The sequence below is a fragment of the Streptomyces sp. BB1-1-1 genome (assembly GCF_031597775.1).
Lineage (GTDB): Bacteria > Actinomycetota > Actinomycetes > Streptomycetales > Streptomycetaceae > Streptomyces > Streptomyces thinghirensis.
Genome location: NZ_CP134205.1, coordinates 330,644 through 355,898, shown reverse-complemented (window position 1 = coordinate 355,898; position 25,255 = coordinate 330,644). Strand labels below are relative to the sequence as shown.

Below are 25,255 nucleotides of genomic sequence, written 5' to 3'. Positions count from 1 at the left end.
AGAGGAATGTGAGGTTGCATGACACTGCCGGACAAGCCGACAGCGGTCGGGGTCGTGGGCTGCGGCGAAATAGCGCAGATCATGCACCTACCGAATCTGCGCGAGCTGGATGACCGGTTCCAACTGCTCTCCGTATGCGACAACGACCCTGAAGTCCTGAAGTCGGTCGCCCACCGGTTTGGTGTGGAGAACGCTCACACCGACGCGCGGTATGTCCTCGAGGACAGAGCCGTCGAGGCTGTGGTGATCGCTACCTCCGGTGATCACGCCGGCCTCGTGGAACAGGCATTGGACGCAGGGAAGCACGTCTTCGTCGAGAAGCCGCTTTGCTACTCGGTCGCCGACGCCCGCCGGATCGCCGAGCATGCCCGGGCGGCGGGGCTGACCGTCATGGTGGGGTACAGCAGAATCTTCGACACGGCCTTCGACGAGTTCCACCGGCTGGCGAATGAACAACCGCCGGGACGGCTCATCACGAGTACCGCCGTGCTGCCGGACGACTACTTCTACCGGGCACATCACAGCGTCACGCACTGCACATCACCCGCCGCAGACAACACTGCGGCGGCCGAACCGACCTGGCCGTACTTGTTCGAGGAAGTGCTCCACAACCTCGCCACACATGAGCTGTACTGCCTGCGGCATGTTTTCCGGTCCGGATTCCACCTGAAGAGTGCCACTCCTCTCCTCGGACGCCGCGGAGTTCACGCGCTGTGGGAATCCGAAGACGGCGACACTGCCTCGATGACGTTGGCCGTGATGACCGGGTTGTCGGGCGGTTACCGCGAGGAGTTTCACGTTTCCACCCCTATGTCACAGACCACGCTCACGTACCCCTCGGTGTATCTCAAGAACACGCCGGCGACCGTGCACCACTCGTTCTCGGAAGGGTCGCACGGACCGCTACGTTCGCAGGTGTACGAAGGATCGTACGAGGATCCGTTCAAACGCGAGCTTGAGCACTTTGCCGACGTTCTGGCGGCGAAGAGGGTGAGCCGGTGCAGCGCGGAGGACGCAATTCACGACATACAGATGATAGCGGAGATCTACGACCGGGCCAGAAATGCGTAGATGCCACATCCTCGGAAAGTCCGTACAATGACGAATCGCATCTCAGTGGATCAGTCAGGTAACCTCTTTCCTGAGCTCCTCCCGCCGTTCACGTTGGACGGGCAGGAGCGATCGGCGCTGACGGCGGACTGCAGAAAAATTGCCGAAGGTACTCCGTTCACAGATCTGGACAGCAACGCCGCGCTCTCGTCCATGGTGTCCGGCGCCCGCCATCTGCCCGCCCGACTGGTGGAAGAACTCACCCATTTCCGCTGGACGAGCAATGATCACGGAGCCCTGGTGATAAGCGGCTTGCCGCTGGATCCGGTACTGCCGGACACACCGACTGACGAAGATAAGTTGCCGTCGAGACAGCCTGCCGACATACCGATATGCACGACGGTACAGTTGCTTATCCTCAGCGTACTGGGTGATCTCATCTCGTACGCTGAAGAAAAGGCTGGAGCGCTGGTTCAGGACGTCGTCCCGAAGCCGGGAATGGAAGCTCGGCAGGAAAACGTCGGCAGCTCACTCCTGGAACTGCACACAGAGAACGGATTCCATCCCACCAGACCTGACTTCATCACACTGCTGTGTCTCCGACCTGACCGCGACGATCGCGCCCAGACGGTGGTCGCCGGCATGCGCCACGCTCTCCCTCTGGTATCGCGTGACGCCATCGAGATCCTCCGGCAGCCGTACTTCCGGGTCGCCTACAGTTCGTCTTTCGTCGGCCCTGGCAAGCGTGTTTACTGCGATCCGATCCCCGTTCTAAGCGACTCGGGCGGAGCCGAGAGCATGGTCGTTGATCTGCACGGTATGGAGGCCACGACGGTCAGCGCCCAGACGGCGCTGACCGAGCTATTTGATGCTCTGCGGCAGTCCGTGGTGGGTGTGCGGCTGCGTCCTGGCGATTTACTGGTGGTCGACAACCGCACGGCGGTCCACGGCCGGACGGCATTCGTGCCTCGCTTCGACGGCTGTGACCGCTGGTTGCGCCGTGCTTTCGCGATCAACGATCTTCGTCGATCCGAAGCCGGGCGACCGCCCTACTCCCGGGTGATCCGTCGCAGCGTTCCCCCGCACGTTTCCCGCTTGTCCGGTGCCGACACCCATACGAGGGAAGGGAGCCGCGATGCTGCTCACGACGAGTCTGGAGGACCTCTCGGAGAAGGTGCCTGATCGCCCTCTCGTCCTCTACTCGGGTGGCGTTGACGGAACGTATCTCCTCAAGTGGCTGGTGGACCGTTCCGCCAACCCTCTGGCCCTGGTGATCGACCTGGGAACCAATGCCGACCCGGCCGCGACAGCACGGGCCGACGCCCTCGGTGTGGAGGTAGAGCGAGTCGATGCCACAGAGGAGTTCTTCCGGGAATTCCTGCCAGCCGCGATTCACGCCGACGCTTATTACGAAGGGCTCTACCCGATCGGCTCGAGCATCTCCCGGCCCCTGATGGGACGGCTCGCGGCGCAAGTCGCCCGGCAGCGCGACTGTGACACTATCTGCCACAGCGCGACAGCCATGCAGAACAGCGGCGTACGGCTGTCGGCCGCAATCGCCCACTTCAGCCCTGAGCTGCCACTCGCAGCTCCCTTTCTGCAGTCGGCGGTGTCCCGGGAGCGCATGGTCTCCGAACTCACTTCTATCGGGATCGAGTTCCCCCACGGCGTACACAGCATCGACACCAACCCGTGGGCCCGAGTCATCGAGTGCGGCAGCCTCGACAGCCCCGAGAACGAGCTGGACTCCGATGTCTTCCAGTGGTCGGCCACGCCGGATACCGCCTTTAAGGCCGGACCAGAGGTGATCGAGCTGGCATTCGATCGCGGCCTGCCAGTCTCGCTCAACGGCAAGGGCATGCCCCTGGCGTCGTTGGTCCCACAGCTGAACGAAATGGCGGGCGCCCGCGGGGTCGGCCGGTTTTCCGGACTCGAAGACACCTTCATGAGGGGCAAGAACCACGAGGTCAGGGAAGCACCGGCGGCATCCGTCATCACCACCGCGCATCGCGCTTTGGCCAACGCGGTCTTCGAGGGAAAGGAGTACGCCGTCCGGAACTTTCTCGCGACGGCTTGGACGCACTCCGTCGTGGAGGGCGGCTGGTACAACCACACGACCCAGTGCGTGCGGGACGCGCTGGAACAACTGGACCGCATCGTCACCGGAGTGGTGCGCCTGCGCATCTTCGCGGGAAGTGTTGGCGTCGAGCGGCTGGAGTCGCCGCACGGCCTCTATCGCCACCGGCTCACCGGCCCCGGGTGGCCCAGCGACCACACCGGCGCGCACGGGTCGCTGATTGCGACGCTGGCGCACATCGAGGAACTGCGACGCGACGACACCGACGACGGACCGGATCACGGCCGCACGGCCGAGGACGTACACCCCAGCGAGAGGAAACCGAAGTATGACGGCCGCTGACATCGTGGACCTGAGTCACCCAGTCCGCCACGGCATGGTGACCTACCCTGGGCTGCCCGGTCCGGAGGTCACGACCCAGATGTCCCGCGAGGAGTCGCGAACGCGGTACGCCGACGGCGTGGAGTTCCACATAGGCCGCATCAGCATGGTGGCCAACACGGGAACTTACCTGGACGCGCCATTCCACAGGTACAGCGACGGTGCAGACACATCCGGGGTCGCCCTCGACCGAGTCGTCGATGTCGAAGGTGTCGTCGTACGTACCAAGGAGACGGGTGAGGTCGGCCCGGAAGCCATCGACAGGGCAGCTGTAGCAGGCAAGGCCGTCCTTTTCCATACCGGTTGGGACGCACACTGGGGCACAGGCCGGTACTTCTCGGATACTCATCCTTTTCTGGGACGCGCCGCGGCCGAGCTCCTCGTGGAACTGGAGCCCGCGGTCGTGGGGATCGACTCCGTCAACATTGACTCGATGACCGACAGGTCGCGGCCGGCGCACTCATTGCTGCTGGAGCAGGGAATCCCGATCGTCGAGCACCTCCATCACCTGGACAAGTTGCCGACCTCCGGGTTCCGGTTCTTCGCGCCGCCGCTTGCGGTGGTGGGACTCGGTACGTGCTCCGTTCGGGCGTTCGGGGTCGTCGACCGGGACGGCGCTCCGCACGCCACCCCGAAAACCCGTTGAAGGGAGGAGAGTCATTACACTGGTCGATTCGATCCGCCGGGCCTTCGAGGATCAGCCGGAAAGTGTGGCGCTGGCGACATCCGACATGACCATGAGCTACGCACAACTGCACCAATTGACCGACCGGCACGCCGACGCGCTCATATCGGCGCGAGGCCCAGCGGGACCAGTCGCCGTCGTGTGTGACACCGACGGTGGTGCGATCCCCTTGGTACTCGGGGCCCTACGCACCGGTCGTCCGGTCGTACTGCTGCCCGGTCGGGCGACGTCTTCGGTTAGGGAGACATCGCTACGGGACACCGGCTGCTCTCAGATCGCCTGGCCCGGCGCCCGGCCGGAGGATATGCGCATCGAGCGGCTCGAACCGTCCGCAGAAACGCTCTGGCCTCGGGCGTCCCTCGTGTTCTGCACCTCCGGTTCGACCGGGCATCCGAAGCTGGTACCCCTGGGTGATCCCGCGCTCTGCCGATTCGCGGACTGGGCGGCCACCATGTTCGGTATCGGTGATGGCACCAAGGTGCTCAGCTACGCCCCTCTCAACTTCGATCTGTCACTTCTCGAAGTATGGACGACATTGTCCCGCGGCGGCACTGTGATCGGGGCGACGGGACCGACGCTGCGCGACGCCAAGCACCTGGCGCAGCTCGTCAGGAGGTGGCAGCCGGACGTGATCGAAGGCGTTCCGGTCCTGTACGAACTGCTCGCCCGCGGGTTGCTCTCACTGGCAGCTGGCGATGAGCTGACCACTCGACACGTCATCATGACTGGCGACAACACGCCGCAACCGACGCGCCGGGCCGTCAGGGACATGTTCCCCTCGGCCACCTATTACAACGTGTACGGAAGTACCGAGACGAACGACTCGCTCGTAGCCATACTGGACGATGAGCAGATGGTGTCCGACCAAATCCCCCTCGGCGAGCCGCTACCGGGTGTCGACATCCGGCTCGTCGCCGACGGCGGTGGCGAACTTGTCGGACCTGGTGTCGCCGAACTGTACGTCGCCACGCCGTTTCAGGCAGCCGGGTACATCGACCCGGCGGGGAGAGACGAAGGCAGCTTCGTCGAGGGCGCACAGATCAGTCCCAGTGCATCCGGCAGCACCTACTTTCGTTCCAGAGATCTCGTCGAGCGCCAAGACGACGGAACACTGTGCTTCATCGGCCGGCGCGACTGCCGGGTGAAGGTGCGAGGGGTCAGCGTTGACCTTGAAGATGTCGAGGACGCGCTTCTGCGGATGGAGGCCATCGTGGAGGCTGTGGCGCTGCCGTGGAATAGGAACGGCGACACCAGCGTCGCCGCGGTGATCAGGACGGACACGGACCACACGGTGTCGAGCGTCGACGTCCGACGATTCTGCGCCTCCCGGATCGAGCCCGCAGCCGTACCGTTTCGCATCGTGTTCGCCGACCGACCACTCCCGAGAACGTCCACCGGGAAGATCGACCGGAACGCGGCTGTGCAGTTTCTGCCGGCACCCAAGCCAGCCACCGCACCAGCCGATTGAGTCCGCAACAGTCTGTGTTCCTTCCGACGATACGACGAATATCGCCTGCGGGCAGACTGCTGCCCACGGCCGAAGGGTGCTCAATGCTCAGTCTCGGGGTGTACACCGGCCCGCACGACCCAGGCGCTTGCCTCATCGCCGACGGGAGCGTGGTCACGGCCATAGAAGAAGAGCGGCTCACCAGGGTGAAATACGGGGCCATCAGGAACTACCACGGCCTGTGGGAGGAGTTCGGGGAACGGTTCGGGTACTACCCGTGGGCCTCAATCAGCTACTGCCTCCAGGCGCGTTCGATCGGCCTGGACGATGTCGACCAGATCGTGATCGCCGACGACTACCTGGCGCCCATGGCCGGGCTCAACCTTCCAGTCCGCGACCCAGAACGCCTGGTGGTCGCGCGTGAGCCGAGCGGTAGCGTGCACCATTATGTGCACGCCCTGTCCGCGTTCTGGGCAAGCGGGTTCGAGGAAGCAGCGGTCTTGGTCGTCGACGGCGACGGCACGTGGACGGAGGAAGGCTACGAGGCCGAAACGGCGTACACGTTCACCCGAACTGGACGCCACTCCACCATTCTGAAGAATCGGTACGCACCGGTCAGGACCGACTTTGGAGCCGAAAACCTGTTCAACCCGGGCCTCGGCTGGATGTACGAGTACATAACCACGTTCCTCGGCTTCTACAACACCAGGGCCGGCGTGCCGGATGCGGGAAAGACCATGGGCCTCGCGCCCTATGGTGGCCCCCGTCCAGAACTGGCCGGCGAATGGTTCCACCTCGGCGAAGGCCGCTTCGACTTCCGGCCGTTCCTCGACTGGATCGTCGGCATGGGCTACGCCGAATTTCTGAACGACCAGAGCTTCAGTCTCGTACCGGACTCGGCGAATATCAGCTCCTTCGCGAAGGATCTGGCATGGAAGGTGCAGAGCGAGCTCGAGCGCGGAATGCTCGGCCTGTGCGGGGAGGTGCAGCGCCGGACAGGTCAACGCAATCTTTGCATCGCCGGCGGAGTGGGCCTGAACGCGGTGGCGAACGGAGTCCTCGCCCGTTCCGGGATCTTCGACCGGATCTTCGTCCAACCGGCCGCTGGTGACAACGGCCAAGCAGTCGGGCTCGCGTACTACGGCTACGTGAACGCAGGGAAGGCACGCGACCTCAAGCCAATCTCGCACTCGTACACGGGGCGGGGCTACGACACCACCGCCATTGTCGAGTATCTGGACGCTGTCGGTGCGTCCTACGAAGTGATCGATACCGATGGCCTCACGGACCGGACGGCCGCCGAACTGGCGCAGGGAGCTGTGATCGGTTGGTTCCAGGGGGGCAGCGAGTACGGGCCGCGTGCTCTCGGCCACCGGAGCATCCTCGCCGATCCGAGGCCCGAGGACATGCGTGACCGAATCAACCAGCAGGTCAAAATGCGCGAGATGTTCCGGCCCTTCGCGCCGAGCGTGCTCGAAAGCCATGTGAACAAGGTGTTCGACACCAGTACGGCCGCTGACACACGGTTCATGCTGTCCTGCTGCCCCGTACGCGAGGAGTGGCAGCAGATGGTGCCGGCGATCTGCCACGTCGATGGGACCGCCCGCATCCAGATCGTCGCCCCGGACGTCGACGAGCAGTACCACCGGCTTATCGCGAGCTTCTTCGAGACGACCGGTGTCCCCTTGGTACTCAACACATCGCTGAACATTCGCGGCATGCCACTTGTGGAGACACCGGCGGACGCAATCCAGTGCCTCCTGTCCTCTGATCTCGACGCCCTGTACATCCACAATATTCGCGTGGTGTACCCGGAGCACGAGCGGATCCGTCCCGACCTCGCCCCGGGCTGGACCGTTGCGGAGAACGAAGGCAGGTCCGTCCTAACCAACGGTGAGCGGACGCTGAGCGTGACGGAGGAGGAAGCCCGCCTGCTGTGTCGCTTCGACGGTGCGCGGAGCCTGCGGGATGCCGTCGAGGCAGCCGGACTCAAGCCGGACTCGGAGCCGCCCGAGCGCATCGCTGAACGCTTGGTCAAGTACGCCTACCGGGCTGGAGCGGTGACACTGCGGGCCGGCCGCCTGCCGTTCGAAACGCGGTGGACGTTCGGGCGGCTTCCGTTGGCCGACGGAGCCCGGCGACACACCCCGTATCCCGGCCCGGTCGGACCGGACAAGCTCATACTGCCGCGGTCGGTAGGGCGCTGAACAACCTCCACATCGGGCAATGCGCCGGCTGACGGGATTGGGGACTTACAGCATGTCGTTCACAGGCGTGGTCGGGCCGCTGCCTCGGGGATACGAACTGCTCTGGGAGCGGATGCACGAGATGTCGCCGGGGGATCCGGGTGGGTCTCGATTCACGGCTCTGCTGACGCGTGGCCTCGGTGGTCAGGTCGACGCGGACGCGTTGGAGAAGGCTCTCGCGGATGTGACGCGACGGCATGAGATGCTGCGGATGCGGTTCAAGACCACCGGTCTCGATCCGCTGGTGGAGATCGTGGAGGACGTCGAGGCGGAGTTACACGTCGAGGATCTCCGGCATCATCCGCCATCCGAGCGGCAGGCACTAGTAGCGCATGTCCTTTACCTGGAGAGCGTGCGTGCCTTCGACCTGGTGGCGGTCCCTGTGTGGCGCGCGTGTCTCCTCCGGTTGTCGGAGGACTACAGCATCCTGTGCGTCAGCTTTCCAGACTTCCTGTTCGACGCCTGGTCGGACCGGATCCTGGTGCAGGATCTGATGGCGTGCTATAGCGCACGTCTCGGGCTGTCTCGCCCGCCCACGCCGGTGTCCTACGGCTATCGAGACCTGCTGAATCTGCACGAGCGACAGTACGGGGGCCGTGGCCCGCGCATTCAGGAGCAGGTGAGCCGGCTCCATCCGCTGCCCCGGCCCCTGTCCATCGACCCCCGGGACACAGCCGCTTCCGACCTGCTGATTGACCCGGCCGCCATCGACTTCAGTGTGTCCTCCGAGGTGTCGGCGCGCTTGGACGACTGTGCGACCAGGCTTCGCACGACGCAGTACGTCGTCCTGATGGCGGCCTACTACCTCGTGGTCGCCAGCGTCTCGGGGTCGTCCAAGGTGGTAGTGAGCACGGTGACGCTGGGCCGTCACAGCAAGGCTGAGCGGGCGCTGGTCGGACAGTTCGGCCAGGACGTGTTCGTCCCCGTGAACATCGACTGGAAGGGGTCTTTGGAAGCCTTCGTGCAACAGGTGCACCGAGCACTGGCCGATGCCAGGCTGGCGCGGACGGGCTACCGAAACCTGGTGGAGTTGCTCGGTGAGGCCCATCGACCCAGGCCCTGGTCGGACCTCCATCTCTTCGACTCCTACTTCCAGTCCGTCGTACCCGAGTCGAGTGAGTCGTTCCCCGGTCCGCTGCGGGTCGACCATGAGCTCGAGGTCATACCGGCGCCGCTGCCGGGTGTGGACGAATACCCCCGGCTGGGTGACGTTCCGAGCGAGGCGATGCCGGTCTGGTGGCGACAGGCGCAGCCCTGGATGCTGGTGGACAGCCGCCGCCAGGGCGGGACTCTGAACTTCAACCGCACCTTCTACGACGAGTCACAGGTAAAGGGCCGTATCACCAGCTTTCTTGAGGTCCTGCGAGCGATAGCCGACGACAGCGGGCAGCCCGTGTGGAAAGCGGTCGGCTAATTGGCCGACCGGACAGAGAAAGCCAGCACACTCGGGCTGGCGAGTCGCCGAGGCGAAGGAGAGACGGTGGGGGGATGCGCATCCCAGCTGGAAGGCCTGGTCACTGTTGTCACACCGACGAGGAGACGGCCAGCCCTACTGAGCCGGGCGATCGAGTCCGTCCAGCGGCAATGCTGCCAGCATGTGCGAACGCACATCATCATGGTGGACGACTGCTCCGACACCTGGCTGGCCCTTGGGCGGGACCTACCCGCGACCGTGTGGCCGCGCTGGGCGCAACGAGGTCCGGACGACAGGAACGGGCCACGGCGCATCGCGTCCGTCCGGGACGTCGGGACGGAGCTGGCGCAGACACCTTGGGTTGCCTATCTCGACGACGACAACCAATGGGACGAAACACATCTGCACAGCCTCCTGATGAAGGCACGCGAGTCCGGCAGTCCGGCGGTGCACTCGTGGGCGCGTGTGATTCACCCGGACGGAGAGCCATATCTCGAGCAGCGTGACCCGTGGGCGTTCGGTGAGGAGAATGGACGCCGGGAGTATCAGCGGATGAAAGAGCTCGGAGTAGTTGAGCCAGGTTCTAACGTATTCAAGGATCGCGTCGACGCACACGACGGGCCCACATCAGTCCGGTCGGTGGACCAGAGTGCGTGGCTTCTCGAAACGGAGTTAGTACGGGGTATCCGCTTCAGCAACATGAGTAGACCGCCGGACCGGACGATGTCTTTGGGCGAGGATGACCTTTTCAACGAGAACTTGCTAGCCAAGAACATCAGAATCTGTGCCACGGAACAGGCGACACTGATTTACCAGCTCGGCGGATACTCAACAGCGCCGGAGGCAAACGAGCCGGCGGATTGGTGACCCGTCCGGCATCCTCGCCCCCTTCCCTGCCGCCGGTCCGTCCGGCGGCCGACTCCCCCTCCCCGTCCGGGGCACGGGGCACCACATCAGCCCGAAGCGGGCCGCAGGCCGCAGGGCTTGCCGACTCCTGGGGGCGGCGGAAGAGTTGTCTGCCCATTGCCTTCCTGGAAGGTGAGGGACCCACGCGCGGTGGGCGGTGGTGAAGACGACATCGCCCCTGCACCGAGAAACGCGGCATCGGTGACGTCCTGATGAGCGGCCAGGACGTCGGCCAGGCACAAGATCTCCCTCATCGAAGGCAGCCAGCGGGCTCTTGTCCCAGTCGTCGACGAGCCTGGCGCCGCGTTCAGCGGCACAATGAGGTACCAGCGGGCCGTAGAAGAGAGCCTGGATCTCCTCCGGGGTACCTGGCTGTGGGCCCAGGGCCGGTGCCTGGTGTGCAGCGTGTCGGTCTCCATCCGCAAGCTGGTCCGGACCTTTGATTCAGTGTCAACTAAGCTGCTCTGCAGGGCTGTTGAGATTCGAGCGGTGGGCTCATGACGGAGACACGGCGGGCGACGGCGAACACCGGGACGGCGGAGGCACCCCGGAGAGTACCTGGTGGGGGTGGCCGCCGCGATCCTCGGACTCCCGGCACTGGCGGTGACCGGATTCTTGGCCTGATGGCGTTCTGGGTGCTGTTCGGCGAGTCCTGAAGGGGTCCCCGCCGCGCCCACCCCCGGCCACGCCCGCCCGGCAGGCCGCCGGCCACGCACTGTCTGCGGGGCGGCACATCCGGTCTGCCGGACGCACGGGGCCACCGCATGCTTCGAGCGGGAAGTCCCGTATGGGAGAACGCCGTTGTGCATGTCGGCTCGGTCCGCACTGCCATGTCTTCACCGGAACGGTCCGAGCCGCGACAATCAGGAGGTCGTGCGGTGTCGTTCACTCCTGAAAGGCTGGACAGTTGCCCGAGCAGAACTGGCGGTTATCCATCGCGGTCATGACCCACGAGCTGCGGCTGGGCATGGCCGAGCGACTGCGGGACGCCCACCCGCACCTCGACATCCGTGTCGTCTGCGACACCGGGCCGCTGGGCGAGCGTGGCTCACTGCGGTCCGCCCGCAGGGCGTGGGCCGCGGCGGCGCCCTGGGCGACCCATCATCTGGTGCTGCAGGACGATGTCCGGCTGACCGGCAACTTCCTCGACCTCGTGGGCGAGTTAATCGAGCACTACCCCGAGGGTGTGTCCTCCCTCTTCGTCGAGTGGGGCTCCTGGACCGCCTCCGTGGCGCGCGTCGCGGCGCTCTGCGGGGCGGGCTGGGCCGAGGTCGTCGACGACTACGTGCCGACACAGGCCGTCGTGATGCCGGTGGCCCTCGCGAAGGACGTCAGCGCCTGGTTCGAGGAGGCGCTCGGCGGGGACGAGCCCGACGACGTCACGCTGCGCCGCTACCTCCGTTCGGCCGGCCTGACCCCGCAGGTCGCCGTGCCCAACGCGGTCGAGCACCGGGACGCCACCAGCCTGACCGGCAACAGCCGTCACGGCATGCGCTGCGCCACCTGTTGGACCGCGGGCGCCACCTCCTTGTCCGGGGTCGACCCACGGCGGTCGGTCACGGGCATCGACGCGGTTCCCGTGCTGGCCTGGTGGGGCGAGCCCGGCGCCTACTTCCGTTTCCGCGACCCGACGACGGACGGGGGCTGGCGCAAGGTGCCGGCTCTGGCGGCGCTCGCGGACCTCGGCTTCGGCGAGGACCACGTCCTGCGGCTCGCCGGCGACGCCCTGCGCCGGGAACGCGACACGGGACACGCGCGGCGGCTGATCGGTGAGCACCTGTTGTCCGAGCTGTGGCTCGCCGCGTTCGGCCTCGGCGTCTGTGCCGCCGCTGCCGGGGCGTCCCCGGCGGGGGAAGGCATGGAGACCCGGGTGGGGCGCCGCGCGCTGGGCACCATGGCGCTGGGCGCGGTGCGCAACCGCGTACCGCGCCCGCTGTTCGCCAAGGCCGCCGCGGTCCTGACGCCGGTGGTGCGCGACGCCGTCCGCGTGGGTCTGGCCGTCTGACGGCTCACGAACCGTCCGGTGGCGGCCAGGCGCCGTCGTCGTCCGGGTCGGGCAGGGGCACGAGTTCCGGCTCGCCCCCGGTGCCGAATTTCAGTCGGCTGCGGTGTCCGGCGGCGCGTGCGTAGCGGACGAGCGTGCGGAACCGGTCCGCCGCCTGGTCCGGGTAGTGGGCGTCGCTGGCCAGGGTGATCGGCACGCCCGCCTCGTGGCACATCCGCAACAGGGTCGGCGCCGGATACGGTTCCCCCGCCTCGTACCGAAGACCCGCACTGGACACCTCGAACGCCACGCCGCCACGCCGTGCGGCGTCGACCACGCGGCGGTACAGGTCGACGGGCTCCTCTTCGCAGCGGTGACCGAACTTCTTGACCACGTCGGGGTGGGCCAGCACCTGGACAATGCCGGATTCGGCGAGGTCCGCGACGAGCCGGAAGTAGTCCTCGTACGAACGCCGCACCCCGCGGCGCTCGAACTCGTCCGTCATCCCGTCGTGGTCCACGGCCCAGGAGCCGATCCAGTGCACGGACCCGATGAGATAGTCGAACGGGTACGAGGCGAGGATGTCGAGGATCTTCTCCATCCGGCCGGGCAGGAAGTCGACCTCGAGCCCGAGCAGCACCGGAAGCCCTCGGTCCCGGGCGCCCAGGACGGCCTCGGTGTAGCGGTCCAGACGGAGATTCAGCTCGTCGTAGTAGTACCGGCGGGACCGCTCGGAGAGATCGGCCGACTCACCGGTGTCCCAGAACCCCGCGGCGACGGGTTCCAGGTCCACGAAACGGTGCATGTGCTCGGTGAAGCCAACCTCGGTCGCTCCGCGCGACAGGGCCCGCTCCACATACGCGTCGACGTGCCCCTTCGGATACACGCCCGGCGGCGGGCTGTCCGGGCGGGGCGTGTGCGGATGGAGATGGACGTGATAGTCACCCATGCCGCTCGGCCGTCCTGCCGGAGAACCGCGCCTCGTACCGGTCGAGCGTCGCGGCGAACTCGGCGCCCGCGTCCAGCCCGGCCGCGTCCGCGAAGCCGAACAACGCGAACAGGACGTCGCCGAACTCCGACCGCACCTGGTCCGAGGGCGGGGTGCTGGTGGCCGAGGGCGCGTACCCGCAGTTCTTCAGGTAGGCGCCGGCCAGCTCCCCCAGCTCGGCGGACGCGTCGAGCAGGGCGACGTCCGCGGTGACCGGCATGTTCACGCGCCGGCGGAACGCCCCGGTCAGTTCCTGGCACTCGGTGAGGGTCGCGCCGACCGGAGGTCCGGCCGGATGCGCGTCGCTGATCATCGGTGGTGACCTCGCCTTCGTACGGGAAGGGCATGGCGGAACACGGCCGCTCGGCGGCCCGTATATCAGTACCACGTGCGTGTGGACATGGTGATCCGAATATGTGAACCGGCTGATCGAGAAGGGCCCGGCGACTCGGCGTAAGGCCATGGGGAAGGGGGCATGGATCGGTGCGGGATGATGCCGGCGGTAACGGAGTGACATGAGAGTGTTGATGATCGCCTCCAGCTTCCACCCCACCATCGGAGGTGCGGAGACGTACGCGCATGTGATCGCGGAAGGGCTCGCCGGCCGGGGTCACGACATCATGCTGGTGACCGACGCGCCGCGGGAGGACCCGGCCGGCCGGGCCGTGGAGGGGGATCCACGCGGGGTGGCGGTCCACCGGCTCACCGGGTACCGGGAACTGCTCGCGGACCCCAGCAAGGTGTTATGGGAGCAGATGGCCTTCTCGCTGGCACCGGAACTGGCCTCCTGTTCCGAGAAGTTCCGGCCGGACCTGGTCTTCACCAACACCCTCGACGCCGCCCTGGCCGGCAAGTGGATCGCGGTGGACCGGGGCATACCGTGGGTGGCGACCTTCCATGAACACGAGCCGGAGGCGCAGCCCCTGGGCAGTGCCCGGCTGCGGGTCGTCCACGAGATCCTGCGCCCCTCGCTCGTACTGGCCTGCGCGGAGAACTACGCCGACCGCGCCCGCCGGCACGGATCGGCCGCAGTCACCCGGCTGATCCCGCACGGGGTGGACACGGAAAGATTCCGCCCGGACCGGGACACGGACCGGATCCGCCGGCGCTACGGATACGGTCCGGACGACCTCGTCGTCGTCTGCGCCGCGCAGCTCAAGCCGCGCAAGGGGATCCTGGAGCTCATCCGGGCGTTCTCGCCGGTGCACACCCGGCTGCCCCGCACCCGGCTGCTGATCGCGGGCGCCGTCAGTTCCTCCTCGGGCGACTATCCGGGGAAGCTGCGAGAGGAGATCGACCGGCTCGGGATCGGTGAGGCGGTGCGCATCGACAGCGAGGTGACGTTCCACCGGATGCCGGACGTGCTGGCCCTGGCCGACGTCGTCGCCCAGCCCAGCACCGGGGAAGGGCTGAGCCTGGTCATGCTTGAGGCCATGAGTTCCGGACGGCCCCTGCTCACCTGCAACTTCCCGGGCATCGACGAACTGGTGCGGGACCGGCGATCGGCCTTCCTCGTGCCGTCCCCGGATCCCTCCCACCTCGCCGACGCCCTGTTCGAGCTGCTCTCCGACGAGTCGCTGCGCCGCCGCACGGGCGAGCTGGCTCGCGAGCAGGTGCTGACGCACTTCACGCTCCAGAGGATGGCCGAACGGACGGAGAAGGCCCTGCTCGCCGCCCTGGACCGGTAGCCGCGTCACCCCCGCAGCCGGGTGGGTACCTCGCTCAGCCGCTTCAGCGCTTCGGCACCGTCGACGGCCGCCACCTGCAGGGCCAGTATGTCGGGGGCGATCCCGTCGATGATCCCCCGGCACAACTCCACCACCCGGGAGACGTCGTCGTAGCGGGGGAACCGCTGGAGGACGCCCTCGTGGCCCATCGCGTCGGCGTCCTCGCGCAGCCGGCGCGGGCTGCCCTCCTGGAGCCGGCGCGGGGTGCGCATACCGCGCCAGGGCCGCAGGGCCTCCCATGCCTCCGCGTCACTGCGGGCGAAGACGAGGAAGCAGGTGAGGACGACCCTCGGCGGCCGGCGGCCGGCCGCCGCCGCGGCCTTCCGGGCCACGTCGACGACGGTCCGCCGGGTGTGGCCGACGTCCTTCACCGACGTGATCACGCCGTCCGCCAGCCGCCCGGCGGCCTCGGCCGACCTCGGCCCCGACGCGGCCAGCAGAACGGGGACCGGCCCGGGGGGCGGACTGTGCAGCTTCATCGACGACACGGGGTAGTACGGCCCGTCGGAGCCCACCTCGGCGCCCGCCAGCAGCGAATCCATCAGCCGCAGGGCCTCCTCGGTACGCGCGAGCCGCTCGCGGTACGGCGGCAGGGACCCCACCAGGGGCTGCTCGTTGACCGCCTGCCCCATACCGACGCCCAACTCGAACCGGCCGCCGCAGATCCGCCCGACTGTCGCCGCCGCCTGCGCCACGAGCACCGGATGCATCCGGAACAGCGGGCACACGGCCGCCGTCATCAGCGTCGCCGTCCGCGTGGACGCGGCCAGCGCGCCCAGCGTCGCCCAGCTGAATCCGGCCGCTCCGCCGACGTCCGTCCAGGGTTGGAGATGGTCGGACACCAAGAGCGCGTCGAAGCCGGCTGATTCGGCGAGCACTCCCTGCTGTATCAGCGCTTCGGGCTGCCATTCCTCATGCGCCAGAAACCATCCCATTCGGACATTCGGACTCACACGTCCTCCTCACCGCACGGGCCGTCGCGGAGTACGGCACCACCTTGACAGAACACCCGGGACGCCCAGAAAGTAATGGGCGTGACTTTACGCTTCGTTTCTGTGGTGGGCGGCGACCTTTCCCTGCTGCCCTATTCCTTGGATCATTATCGGGAACTGGGGGTCGAAAGCTTTCATGTGATACGCCACGTTGAAAGCCGCGCAGACCCGACGCTGGGTCCTTCCGTGGAAATGATGCGGGAGGCCGGGCACGAATTCGCCGACGTCTGCGTGGCCCCGTGGCACGAGGATCTCAACGCCGCGCTCATCCGGAAGCAGATGAGCGTCTGGCCGGACGACTGGTGGATCGTCGCCGACCTTGACGAGTTCCATGTCTACGACAGATCACCGGCCGAGGTCGCCGCCTACTGCGAAGAGCACGGGTTCGACTTCGTCGAAGGGGCCTTCCTCGACCGGGTCAGCGCCGACGGCCGGCTCACCGGCCCGCTGCCGCACGGCGGGGAGCCGCTGTGGCGCCAGTATCCGCTGGCCGGCCAGCTCACCCTCGGGCTGCTGGACGGCCGGCCGACCAAGGTGACTCTCGTCCGGGGCACGGTCGAACTCGATCTGGGCCAGCACTACGCCTGGACGGGCAGGGGCGTTCCCGTCGAGGAGATCTACGCCCAGGTTCACCACTTCAAGTGGACCGCCTCCGCGCGACCTCGCCTGACCCGGCGGGTGGCGGCCTACTCGTCGGGCGAGTGGCGCCTGCTGCACCGGTCGATCGTCGGGGAGTCGCAGCGGTTCCTCGATCATCTCGGGAAGAACGGCGGCAGGATCGACGTGGACGACCCCGGGTTCCGCTTCGCGCACTGCTCCCTCGACTACACGGACTACCCCGGCTGGGAGGACACGGGGCCCGCGCTTCGCCACCGGTTCCGGGCGTACGACGCCGCCCGCCGGGAGAAACGGCGCACCGCCGAGGCGGCCCTGGAGTAGGGTGGCGGCCCGGTACCACCGGGTTCTCCGGGCAAGGGAGTCCGGCGGTGGCACGCCGGTCACACCGTCGCCGGGCCGCCGTCCCGCCGGAACGGGGCGATGATCTTCCGTACGGCCTCCGCAGCTCCCCAGTCGTCGTCGTCATGGGCGATGACGCTCAGGAGTTCCCTGAGATGGAAGAGGTCCATCCGGTCCCGCCAGCCGTCGTCGATCCCGGTGATCTCCTCGTACACGGCGAAGAAGCGGTCCGAGGCGGGCGGGCGCGGGGAGCACCACAGCATGCTGAGGTCGATTTCCGGCCAGTTGTAGGACACCGCGGGGTCGATGAGCACGGGCGCGCCGTCGGCGGTGGCGACGATGTTCTCCTGCCACAGATCGCCGTGGGTCAGGCACGGGGGCCGGTCCGGCACGAGCTCGGGCAGGGCCGCGCAGAGCCGTTCCAGAGCCTGCCGCTCCGCGGCGTCGAAGGCCGCCTCGACCAGGGGTTCCGACAGCCAGCGCAGGATGCGCCGCTCCGCGAGGAACGCGTGGCCGTCGCTGTCCCAGGTGTTGTCCTGGCGCAGCCGGCCCAGCCAGCCCGGACGGTGCCAGCCGAACCGCTCGGCGGTCGTGGAGGTGTGCAGGGCGGCGACCGTGCGGGCGAGCCGCTCCCAGAAACGCTCGTCGTCGCGGCGCGGCAGCATCTTCTCCAGCACGAGCAGCCGAGGAGAGGCGCACAGCACCTCCGGCGTGATCGCCCCGCCGGTTCCGCGAAGCTCCGTCAGACCGGCGGCTTCGACGGGAAAAATGTCCCGTTCCGGCCCGAGAAGCGTTTTCGCGAATAACTGGGAATCGTCCTCCAGGGTCACCAGTCCGGCAATTGCGACCACTCCGCCGGTGGCTTTCTCCACCTCTTTGGCCGCGTATCCCGCTTCATGGAGACGCTTGATGAGTATCTCTTCGTCAGACACCCGGAAATCACACCACATTTTCCCCGCACACACCAGGGAACCGTTCCGGCCAGTTCATCGGTAGCCGCGGGCCTGAAGCGTGTACAACTCCGCGTAGAGACCGCCGCGCCGCAGCAGTGTGGCGTGGTCCCCGGATTCCGCTATCCGGCCGCCCTCGACCACGACGATGAGGTCGGCCATTCCCACCGTGGAGAAACGGTGGGAAACCAGCAGCGTGATCCCGCCGTCGGCCGCCGACCTTCCGGCCTGAGCCGCATAGCGCTGGAAAAGGGCGTGCTCCGCCTCGGCGTCGAGGGCGGAGGCCGGTTCGTCCAGAACCATCAGAAGCGGCCCGTCCCGCATGAACGCGCGGCCGAGCGCCAGTTTCTGCCACTGGCCGCCGGAGAGTTCCGCCCCGTCGGTGTAGCTCCTGCCGAGACGGGTGGCCAGCCCCTCCGGCAGCGCGTCGGGCACACCGGCCGCCCGCGCGCGTGTCAGAGCCGTCCGCACGGCCTCTTCCGAGCCGGCACGGGGCAGATCGCCCACGCCGACGGCCTGCCGGACCGTGAACTCGTACCGGACGAAATCCTGGAACGCGGCCGCGGTCCGGGCCCGCCACTTCTCGGGCGGTATCCGCCGAAGATCGACGCCGTCCACGAGAACGCTCCCAGCGGTCGGCCGGTAGAGCCCGCACAGCAGCTTGACGAGCGTCGACTTGCCCGCCCCGTTCTCGCCGACGACCGCGACCACGGAGCCGGCCGGCAGGTGCAGGTCCACGTCCCGCAGTGACGGCCTCGCGGCACCCGGATACGCGAACGACAGCCCGCTCAACGTGATGCCGTGCCGCAGCCGTCGCGGCACCGCCGCCGCACGGGCCGCGGCGGGCGGCGGCTGTTCCGGTTCGCATGCCTGCCGCAGCTCCCGCATCCGCCGGTCCACCCCGGTCAGGCGCTGCAGATCGGGCACCAGCGCCACGGTCTGCGCGACCTGCGTGTTGGCCTGCGCGGCGAGCACGACGACCAGCACCACGTCGCCCACCGACTGTCGTCCGGCGACCGCCTGACGCAGCATCAGCAGCACCGCGCCCACATAACAGGCGGCGAACACCAGCTGGCTCAGGCCCCGCAGTACGGCGGCCCGGCGCTCCGCCCGCCACAGGATGTCACCGGCCCGCTCCCACAGCTCCGCGTGGCTGCCACGCGCCTCCTGCTCCAGCCGGTAGGCGAGAAGTTCCTTGGCGGAGGAGGCGTCGGTCGCCAGGCGGACCAGGTTGAGGGCACGACGGGTCGGTTCGGCGGCCGTGCCTCTGGCGTCGTCCATGAGCCGTTCGGCGTGCCGCCCCGCCAGCAGCGGCGGTACGGCGGCCAGCGGGAGCAGGAGCAGCAACGGATGCAGCAGGGCCAGCACGACAACCGTGAGCAGCAGCCCGCAGCCGAGTCCGGCCAGGGACAGCAGCGCCTGCAGCGTGTTGCGGGTCTGCGCGACCTCTCGTTCCAGCACCCCGAGCAGGTCGGCGCGGCGCGGGTCCTCGTGGCTGTCCAGGCCGGCGGTCCCGTTGGCGAGGACGATCAGTTCGTCGCCGTAGTGCAGCATGTTCAGCTCGGCGAGCTCGAAGTACGCGATGTGCGCGAAGTGTCCGCAGGTGAGCGCGGCGACGAGCAGCACGGCGACCAGCACCCCCAGCGCCACCGCCCGCCCCGCCGCGCCCTGCTGGGCCGCGTCGAACAGCCCACGCAGCCCCAGCCCCGCCAGGGGCATCGCGACGCCGCCGGCCAGCATCAGTCCGAGCGCTGTCAGCGTCCTGGCGCGGCTGTGCCGCCAGCACGTCCTCAGCAGGTCCGCGGAAGCCCGGTGCAGACCGCCGCTCATCACCGTGCTCCCGGCAGGGTCGACGGGGGGCGCATCTCGGTGAAACGGTACGCCTGGAGCCGGAACATCCGGGCGTACTCGCCGCCCGCGCGCATCAGTTCGCCGTGCGAACCCTGCTCGCTCACCCTGCCGCCCGACAGGACGACGATGTGGTCGGCGTGCCGCACGGTGGCGAAGCGGTGGGAGATCAGCACGGTGGTCACTCCGGGGCGGACGAACTCCTGGTAGAAGCGGGCCTCGGCACGTACGTCCAGACTGGCCGTGGGCTCGTCGAGGATGAGGACCCCGGCGCCGTGCCGCAGCCGGAACAGGGCGCGGGCCAGCGCCACCCGCTGCCACTGCCCGCCGGACAGCTCGGTGCCGCCGGTCAGGTGCCCTGCCAGCGGGGTGCCGAAGCCGCCGGGCAGCGCGTCCAGCACATCCGCCACACCGGCTTCGTCCGCCGCGGTACGGATCTCCCGCCGCGCCCCGGTGGTGTCCTTGCGGTGGACGCTGCCGTAGCCCACGTTGTCGAAGGCGCTGGTCTCGTACCGGTTGAAGTCCTGGAAGACGACCGCGAGCTGGGACCGCCAGACCTCCGCCGGACAGTCCCCGAGCGGTGTGCCGTCTATGGTGATCCGGCCCTCGTCGGGCTCGTACAACCGGGTGAGCAACTTGATCAGCGTGGTCTTCCCGGCGCCGTTGGCGCCGACGATCGCCGTGCACTTCCCGGCTTCGATCCTCATGTCGAGGCCCTCGAAGACGCGCCGCTCCCGGCCGGGGTAACCGAAGGAGACCCCGGAGAAGGCGATCTCCCGCCGGAGGTCGAGCGGCGGCGCCTGCGGGGTCTCCGGGTTGTCCGGCCGTGCCGGGTGACTGGCCACGCCCTCCTCGAACGCCGTCAACGCGTCATGGGCGTTCGTCCCGAGGATCGTCTGCATGTCGGACTCGGGGTAGAACTCACCGAGCCGGACGCCGATCAGCACGGCCTGCGTCGCCAGCGCCAGCCCGGTGAGCGTGGCCCCGCCCGCTCCGGCCGCCGCGACCGCCGCCAGCACCGTCGCCGTGACCACCAGGCCGAAGGCGGTGTACCGCAGATGGGGCCACAGCAGCAGGCGACGGCGCTCCGCCCAGGCCGGTGCCATCCACTCCAGGGCCACCGCGCGGTGCCGGTCGCGCAGCCAGCCGGCCAACCCGAAAATCCGGATCTCCTTGCCCGCCGCGGCGCGCGTGGCCAGATCCCGCAGATAGCGTTCCTCCCGCCGGCGCCCCACGAGCGACGCCCAGCTCGCCATGTGACCCCGCAGTCCGTGGCGGAGCGAGTGGCGCATCGCCAGCACGGCGACGCAGACCGCGAGCCCGGCGATCCAGGAGAAGCAGAACCCGATGACCCCCACACAGCCCGCCAGCTGCATTCCCCGTGCCAGCAGATGCAGCAGGCCGGCGCACGCCTTCCCGGGGCTGTCCGCGCCGGTCTCCAGCTCCCGCCGCGCCTCGCTGAGCCGCTCCAGCAGCCGGGGGTCCTCCAGCGGACCGATGCCCGGTCCGCGCAGCGAGGCCGCGATGATCCGGTCGAAGAGCGCCCCGTCCACCCGTCTGGCGACGAGCTCACCGAGCATCCCCTGCACCGTGGCGAGCACTTGCTGCGCGGTGAACGCGGCGGACGCCACCACGAACGCCGTCAGCACCCCCGACCACCGTGCCGAGCCGGTGCCCGCCTCCAGTGCGGCGGGCACCCGGCCCACCATCACACTGCTGCTGACCACGAACACCACGGGCAGTACGCCCAGTAACACGTCGCAGGCCACCGTCGCCGCCACCGGACCGCGTCCGGCCGCAGGCAGCAGCCCCGCGATCCGCCGCAGCCCGGCCCGCCGCGCGCCCGGCGCTGCCCGGCCGGAACCGGTCAGGCGGCGCCCCATCGGGCACCTCCGCGCATCTCAGGCCGCTCCCGGCTCGAAGACCCGTTGCACGGTCGCCGGCGCGACGACCCTCGTGTCACCGAGCCGGAACGCCGACTCCACCAGCGACCGAGCGGCGGCGACGTCACCGCCGTCGTAGCACAGCTCCGCGAGGACATCGCCCTTGTCGACGCGGTCCCCGACCCGGCGCCGCAGCAGCACACCGGCGCCGTGGTCCAGGGGCGCGTCGTACGTCAGCCGCCCCGCCCCGAGCAGCAGGCTCGCATGGCCCACGGAGCGGGGCTCGATCCCGGTGACCCAGCCCGATCCGGGCGCCGTGACCGTCATCCGCCGCCCGGCGGACGGCAGCCGCTCGGCCTCCAGCGCGGCGGCGTCCGCCCCCTGCGCGACCGCCCACCGCACGAACATCTCGTACGCCGACCCGTCGTCGAGGACCCGGTCGATCCTGTCCATGGCCTGCTCGTCGGTGAGCGCGGCGTCGACGCTCCGCAGCATCAGCCGGCAGACCGTCGCGCACAGGTCCCACAGTCCGGGGACGCGCTCCCCGCGGAGTACGGCCAGCGCCTGGCGGATCTCCAGCGCGTTGCCCACCGCGGGTCCGAGCGGCTGGCTCATGTCGCTCAGCACGGCCCGCGCGCTCAGCCCGAACTCGGCGGCCAGGTCGAGCATCGTGCGGACCAGCTCGGTCGCGCGGTCCCGTTCCTGGATCAGCGCTCCGGCGCCCGTCTTGACGTCGAGGACCAGCCCGTCGGCCCGTACGGCGAACTTCTTGCTGATGATGCTGGCCGCGATCAGCGGGATGCTCTCCACGGTGCCGGTGACGTCGCGCAGCGCGTAGGTGGCGCCGTCACCCGGTGTCAGATCGGCGCTCTGGCCGGTGAGGACCATGCCGACGGAGGTGAGCATCGGCACGATCTCTTCGATCGGGATCGTGGTCCGGAGTCCTTTGATCGACTCCAGTTTGTCGAGCGTGCCCCCGGTGAAGCCGAGGGCCCGGCCGGTCATCTTCGCCACCGGGACACCGCACGCCGCGACCACCGGCACCACGATCAGTGTGGTGGTGTCCCCCACGCCGCCCGTGCTGTGCTTGTCCACGACCGGGCCGTCCACCCGGCTCAGGTCCAGCCGGCCACCGCCGATGGTGTGGGCCCGCGTCAGGGCCGCCAGTTCCGCCGTGGACAACCCCTGGCAGGCGATCGTCGCGAGCCAGGCCGCCATCTGGTAATCCGGAATCCGGCCGTGGACGTAGTCCGTGACGACGCCCTCGATCTCCCCGGCGTCCAGGACCGCTCCGGCGCGTTTGCGGTTGGTCGAGCCGATGACCCGGGCGGACGCCGCGGCGTCCTTGAGGTCACCGGCCGACGGGACGGGACTCATGCGGGCTCCTTCCGCGCTCCGGACGCCAGATGGGCGGCGACCTTGTCGGTGACGGCCCGTACGGCGGCCAGGTACCGCTCGTCCTCCTCCTCGAAGCCCGCCGGGGCACAGGGCACCGAGATCTTGAAGGTGCGCGCCGCGAGACGCTCGGCCACCGGGAACTCCGTCCGCACACAGGCCCGGTCGTAGGTGGTCACCGGCGACATCGGATGCCGGAACAGATGCAGCGTGTGCAGCGGCGACGTCGCCTTCGGGATGTCGACGTCGTCCAGCCCCTCGGCGTTGCACGCCGCCACCAGCCGGTCCCGGCCGCCCGGAACCCGGTCGGGATCGACGTCGAAGAGCAGCGCGTAGTGGGCCGAGGTCCGCTCCGGCGTCGACAGCGTCAGCGGCATGACCCCATCGATCCGCCCGAAGAGTCCCGCGATCTCCTCCGCGAACACCTGCTTCCCCTTGATCCAGGACGGCAGTTCGGCGATCTGGCCCACCGCGAAGGCGACGCCCAGGGGATGCGCCCGGTACTTCAGGCCCAGACCGGTCACGGAGTACGGATAGAGCGGCCCCTGCGGATCCATCTCCTTCATCGCCCGTTTGTTGAAGTGCCCCAGCAACTGCGCCCGGTCGTACACTTCCCGGCTGCGGGTGGCCAGCACGCCGCCCTCGCCGGCGGCGACGAGCTTCTGGGTCTGCAGACTCCAGGCCGCGGCCGCGCCGAAGGTGCCGACCGGGCGCCCCCGGTAGGTCGCGCCGTGCGCGTGGGAGCAGTCCTCGACCAGTGCCAGCCCGTGCTCCTCGGCGAAGGCCACGACAGCGTCCATGTCACACGGCAGACCCCACATGTGCGTGATGACGACCGCTTTCGTGCGCTCGGTGACCAGCCCCGCCGCGGCCTCCGGGTCGAATGAGCCGTCGGGCCGGCAGTCGGCCAGCACCGGCAGCGCGCCCAGCTGGAACAGCGAGGCGGAAGTGGCGAAGAAGGTGTACGACGGGCAGAGAACCTCGTCGCCGGGGCCGAGGCCGATGCCATAGAACGCCGAATGCAACGCCGCGGTACCGGAGTTGGTCACCAGGCTGTACGGAAGGTCATGCGCGGTCGACCAGGCGTCCTCGAACTCCGCCACCACACCGGAGCGGTCGTACAGCGACAGCTTGCCGCTCTCCAGTTGCTTCAGAACGCGCTCAGACCACTCCGATCGCCGCTTCGGCCATGGATACTCCGTCGACCGGCTCAGTACCGGCTGTCCCCCGTCGATGGCCAGATCCGAAACGGGCATCCTGAGTCTCCTCGTGCAGCGGTCGTACGGAGGTCTGTAGGGAAATGGAGCGGTAGAGCGACTCGATGGTGGCAGTGACGCGTACACCGTCCTGCACTTCGCGTTCGGTGAAGTCCGGGTCGGAGAGGTGGTCGAGCGTGCTCACCAGCACGCCGGACGCCGGATCCCAGGAACGTTCACCGGTCAGCCGCTCGACCAGGTGATGCGAGCGGTCGAACCGCTCGAGACGGTCCCGGGTGAGCTCGATGTGCCCGTCGGAACCGTAGACGCGTATCAACTCGCTCTTCCTGGACTCACAGAGCGAGAGACGGAGCACCCCGGTGACACCGTTCGGATAGGTCAGTGTCGACAGGGTGGTCTCTTCGATGTCGTAGGCGGCGTCCGGAACCAGCTTGGGCGCCGCGCTCGCGTAGACGAGTGACGGCATGCCGAAGAACCAGTGGAGCAGATCGATGATGTGGTACCCCATATCGATGATGGCCCCGCCGCCGGAGGTCTTCGCCTCGGCCCGCCAACCGGACTGGTAGGCGTCGGTACTGAGCTGGTAGGTGGCGTCGAAGTGCCTGACGGCACCGATCCGTCCCAGCGCTTCCTTCGCCCCCAGGTACAGCGGGTGATGGCGCCGCTGGACGCAAAGCCTCAGGTGGCCGTCGTGTTCCCGGACGGCCGCAGCGAGATCCCGGGCCTCCGCCAGCGACAGGGCGAAGGGCTTCTCCTTCAGCACGGGGATACCGCGGCGGCACAGCTCCAGAGTGATCTCGTGGTGGGTGTGGTGCGGTGTGGCGACGATGACGAGGCCGGGGTCCACAGCATCCAGCAGGGACGCGTGATCGGAGAAGAACCTCGGACGGGCGGCGTGTCCGTTCCTGGCGAGTGCCTGCGTCAGACGCGTTTCCGCGGCCGGATCCACATCACACGCCGCGACCAGTTCGATGCGTGAGGACAGGCCGACGAGGGCGGGTACGTAGTCGTCCACGGTCCTGTGGCCGGCGCCGATGACGGCACAGCGAATGACAGGTGAGCCTGGCAAGTTGACCGACCCCTTCCAGCGAATCATGTGACATTCATG

Annotated in this window: 20 protein-coding genes; 11 read left to right on the top strand and 9 right to left on the bottom strand. The window is 68.3% G+C overall.

Annotated elements, in window-relative coordinates; genetic code table 11:
• Positions 1-18: 18 nt before the first annotated feature.
• From RI578_RS42260 to RI578_RS42220, 9 genes are all read left to right on the top strand, one after another.
• A complete protein-coding gene (locus RI578_RS42260) occupies positions 19-1,071 on the top strand; it encodes a Gfo/Idh/MocA family oxidoreductase (RefSeq protein WP_310869126.1) in 1,053 nt (350 codons plus the stop codon).
• A gap of 27 nt (positions 1,072-1,098) precedes the next feature.
• Positions 1,099-2,232, top strand: coding sequence for a TauD/TfdA family dioxygenase (locus RI578_RS42255; protein WP_310869127.1), 1,134 nt, complete (start codon positions 1,099-1,101; stop codon positions 2,230-2,232).
• Positions 2,186-3,469 (top strand): argininosuccinate synthase domain-containing protein, encoded by a 1,284-nt coding sequence (locus RI578_RS42250; RefSeq protein WP_310869128.1) that lies wholly within the window; start codon positions 2,186-2,188, stop codon positions 3,467-3,469. The genes RI578_RS42255 and RI578_RS42250 overlap by 47 nt, the downstream gene beginning before the upstream one ends.
• Positions 3,456-4,154: a cyclase family protein gene (locus RI578_RS42245; protein WP_310869129.1), complete on the top strand. Its 699-nt coding sequence runs from the start codon at positions 3,456-3,458 to the stop codon at positions 4,152-4,154. Before RI578_RS42250 ends, RI578_RS42245 begins: the two co-directional genes overlap by 14 nt.
• Positions 4,155-4,497: 343 nt before the next feature.
• The gene (locus RI578_RS42240) at positions 4,498-5,661 is read left to right on the top strand and encodes an AMP-binding protein (protein WP_310869130.1); all 1,164 of its coding nucleotides are present in this window, start codon (positions 4,498-4,500) and stop codon (positions 5,659-5,661) included.
• Positions 5,662-5,744: 83 nt separating this feature from the next.
• The gene (locus tag RI578_RS42235; protein ID WP_310869131.1) at positions 5,745-7,847 is read left to right on the top strand and encodes a carbamoyltransferase C-terminal domain-containing protein; all 2,103 of its coding nucleotides are present in this window, start codon (positions 5,745-5,747) and stop codon (positions 7,845-7,847) included.
• A 19-nt stretch (positions 7,848-7,866) separates the two neighbouring features.
• Positions 7,867-9,300, top strand: coding sequence for a condensation domain-containing protein (locus RI578_RS42230; protein WP_310869132.1), 1,434 nt, complete (start codon positions 7,867-7,869; stop codon positions 9,298-9,300).
• Positions 9,301-9,366: 66 nt separating this feature from the next.
• Complete coding sequence (locus RI578_RS42225) at positions 9,367-10,167, top strand: glycosyltransferase (protein ID WP_310875625.1); 801 nt, start codon at positions 9,367-9,369, stop codon at positions 10,165-10,167.
• A gap of 982 nt (positions 10,168-11,149) precedes the next feature.
• A complete protein-coding gene (locus RI578_RS42220; RefSeq protein ID WP_310869133.1) occupies positions 11,150-12,211 on the top strand; it encodes a hypothetical protein in 1,062 nt (353 codons plus the stop codon).
• A 4-nt stretch (positions 12,212-12,215) separates the two neighbouring features.
• On the opposite strand, the gene RI578_RS42215 is transcribed toward RI578_RS42220, so the two are convergent.
• Positions 12,216-13,139 (bottom strand): histidinol-phosphatase, encoded by a 924-nt coding sequence (locus tag RI578_RS42215; RefSeq protein WP_310869134.1) that lies wholly within the window; start codon positions 13,137-13,139, stop codon positions 12,216-12,218.
• Entirely contained in the window at positions 13,132-13,491 is a 360-nt protein-coding gene (locus tag RI578_RS42210; protein WP_310869135.1) for a hypothetical protein, read from the bottom strand. The genes RI578_RS42215 and RI578_RS42210 overlap by 8 nt, the downstream gene beginning before the upstream one ends.
• Positions 13,492-13,693: 202 nt before the next feature.
• On the opposite strand from RI578_RS42210, the gene RI578_RS42205 reads away from it, so the two are divergent.
• Positions 13,694-14,866, top strand: coding sequence for a glycosyltransferase family 4 protein (locus RI578_RS42205; RefSeq protein WP_310869136.1), 1,173 nt, complete (start codon positions 13,694-13,696; stop codon positions 14,864-14,866).
• Between the two features lie 5 nt (positions 14,867-14,871).
• On the opposite strand, the gene RI578_RS42200 is transcribed toward RI578_RS42205, so the two are convergent.
• Positions 14,872-15,840, bottom strand: coding sequence for an LLM class flavin-dependent oxidoreductase (locus RI578_RS42200; protein WP_310869137.1), 969 nt, complete (start codon positions 15,838-15,840; stop codon positions 14,872-14,874).
• 93 nt (positions 15,841-15,933) lie between these two features.
• On the opposite strand from RI578_RS42200, the gene RI578_RS42195 reads away from it, so the two are divergent.
• Positions 15,934-16,836 (top strand): glycosyltransferase family 2 protein, encoded by a 903-nt coding sequence (locus RI578_RS42195; RefSeq protein ID WP_310869138.1) that lies wholly within the window; start codon positions 15,934-15,936, stop codon positions 16,834-16,836.
• A gap of 59 nt (positions 16,837-16,895) precedes the next feature.
• Here the strand turns inward: RI578_RS42195 and RI578_RS42190 are convergent, their stop codons facing one another.
• The 6 genes from RI578_RS42190 to RI578_RS42165 are packed head-to-tail and all read right to left on the bottom strand — an operon-like array spanning position 16,896 to position 25,243.
• Positions 16,896-17,786, bottom strand: a complete 891-nt coding sequence (locus tag RI578_RS42190; protein WP_310869139.1) for a fructosamine kinase family protein — start codon at positions 17,784-17,786, stop codon at positions 16,896-16,898.
• Between the two features lie 54 nt (positions 17,787-17,840).
• Positions 17,841-19,634 (bottom strand): ABC transporter ATP-binding protein, encoded by a 1,794-nt coding sequence (locus RI578_RS42185; protein WP_310869140.1) that lies wholly within the window; start codon positions 19,632-19,634, stop codon positions 17,841-17,843.
• Positions 19,634-21,535 (bottom strand): ATP-binding cassette domain-containing protein, encoded by a 1,902-nt coding sequence (locus tag RI578_RS42180; protein ID WP_310869141.1) that lies wholly within the window; start codon positions 21,533-21,535, stop codon positions 19,634-19,636. The genes RI578_RS42185 and RI578_RS42180 overlap by 1 nt, the downstream gene beginning before the upstream one ends.
• Positions 21,536-21,553: 18 nt before the next feature.
• The gene (locus RI578_RS42175) at positions 21,554-22,912 is read right to left on the bottom strand and encodes a thymidine phosphorylase (RefSeq protein WP_310869142.1); all 1,359 of its coding nucleotides are present in this window, start codon (positions 22,910-22,912) and stop codon (positions 21,554-21,556) included.
• Positions 22,909-24,186, bottom strand: coding sequence for a DegT/DnrJ/EryC1/StrS family aminotransferase (locus tag RI578_RS42170; RefSeq protein ID WP_310869143.1), 1,278 nt, complete (start codon positions 24,184-24,186; stop codon positions 22,909-22,911). The genes RI578_RS42175 and RI578_RS42170 overlap by 4 nt, the downstream gene beginning before the upstream one ends.
• Entirely contained in the window at positions 24,092-25,243 is a 1,152-nt protein-coding gene (locus RI578_RS42165) for a Gfo/Idh/MocA family oxidoreductase (RefSeq protein WP_310869144.1), read from the bottom strand. The genes RI578_RS42170 and RI578_RS42165 overlap by 95 nt, the downstream gene beginning before the upstream one ends.
• Positions 25,244-25,255: the final 12 nt, after the last annotated feature.

Bases quoted from the DNA above. Each gene is read 5' to 3' on its own strand.
- RI578_RS42230 (WP_310869132.1), top strand. From the start codon at position 7,867: ATGCGCCGGCTGACGGGATTGGGGACTTACAGCATGTCGTTCACAGGC.
- RI578_RS42220 (WP_310869133.1), top strand. From the start codon at position 11,150: ATGACCCACGAGCTGCGGCTGGGCATGGCCGAGCGACTGCGGGACGCC.
- RI578_RS42170 (WP_310869143.1), bottom strand. From the start codon at position 24,186: ATGCCCGTTTCGGATCTGGCCATCGACGGGGGACAGCCGGTACTGAGC.
- RI578_RS42250 (WP_310869128.1), top strand. From the start codon at position 2,186: ATGCTGCTCACGACGAGTCTGGAGGACCTCTCGGAGAAGGTGCCTGAT.
- RI578_RS42165 (WP_310869144.1), bottom strand. From the start codon at position 25,243: ATGATTCGCTGGAAGGGGTCGGTCAACTTGCCAGGCTCACCTGTCATT.
- RI578_RS42245 (WP_310869129.1), top strand. From the start codon at position 3,456: ATGACGGCCGCTGACATCGTGGACCTGAGTCACCCAGTCCGCCACGGC.
- RI578_RS42210 (WP_310869135.1), bottom strand. From the start codon at position 13,491: ATGATCAGCGACGCGCATCCGGCCGGACCTCCGGTCGGCGCGACCCTC.
- RI578_RS42200 (WP_310869137.1), bottom strand. From the start codon at position 15,840: ATGGGATGGTTTCTGGCGCATGAGGAATGGCAGCCCGAAGCGCTGATA.
- RI578_RS42255 (WP_310869127.1), top strand. From the start codon at position 1,099: ATGACGAATCGCATCTCAGTGGATCAGTCAGGTAACCTCTTTCCTGAG.
- RI578_RS42205 (WP_310869136.1), top strand. From the start codon at position 13,694: ATGAGAGTGTTGATGATCGCCTCCAGCTTCCACCCCACCATCGGAGGT.
- RI578_RS42235 (WP_310869131.1), top strand. From the start codon at position 5,745: ATGCTCAGTCTCGGGGTGTACACCGGCCCGCACGACCCAGGCGCTTGC.
- RI578_RS42180 (WP_310869141.1), bottom strand. From the start codon at position 21,535: ATGGGGCGCCGCCTGACCGGTTCCGGCCGGGCAGCGCCGGGCGCGCGG.
- RI578_RS42215 (WP_310869134.1), bottom strand. From the start codon at position 13,139: ATGGGTGACTATCACGTCCATCTCCATCCGCACACGCCCCGCCCGGAC.
- RI578_RS42240 (WP_310869130.1), top strand. From the start codon at position 4,498: ATGCGCATCGAGCGGCTCGAACCGTCCGCAGAAACGCTCTGGCCTCGG.
- RI578_RS42195 (WP_310869138.1), top strand. From the start codon at position 15,934: ATGGGCGTGACTTTACGCTTCGTTTCTGTGGTGGGCGGCGACCTTTCC.
- RI578_RS42260 (WP_310869126.1), top strand. From the start codon at position 19: ATGACACTGCCGGACAAGCCGACAGCGGTCGGGGTCGTGGGCTGCGGC.
- RI578_RS42185 (WP_310869140.1), bottom strand. From the start codon at position 19,634: ATGAGCGGCGGTCTGCACCGGGCTTCCGCGGACCTGCTGAGGACGTGC.
- RI578_RS42175 (WP_310869142.1), bottom strand. From the start codon at position 22,912: ATGAGTCCCGTCCCGTCGGCCGGTGACCTCAAGGACGCCGCGGCGTCC.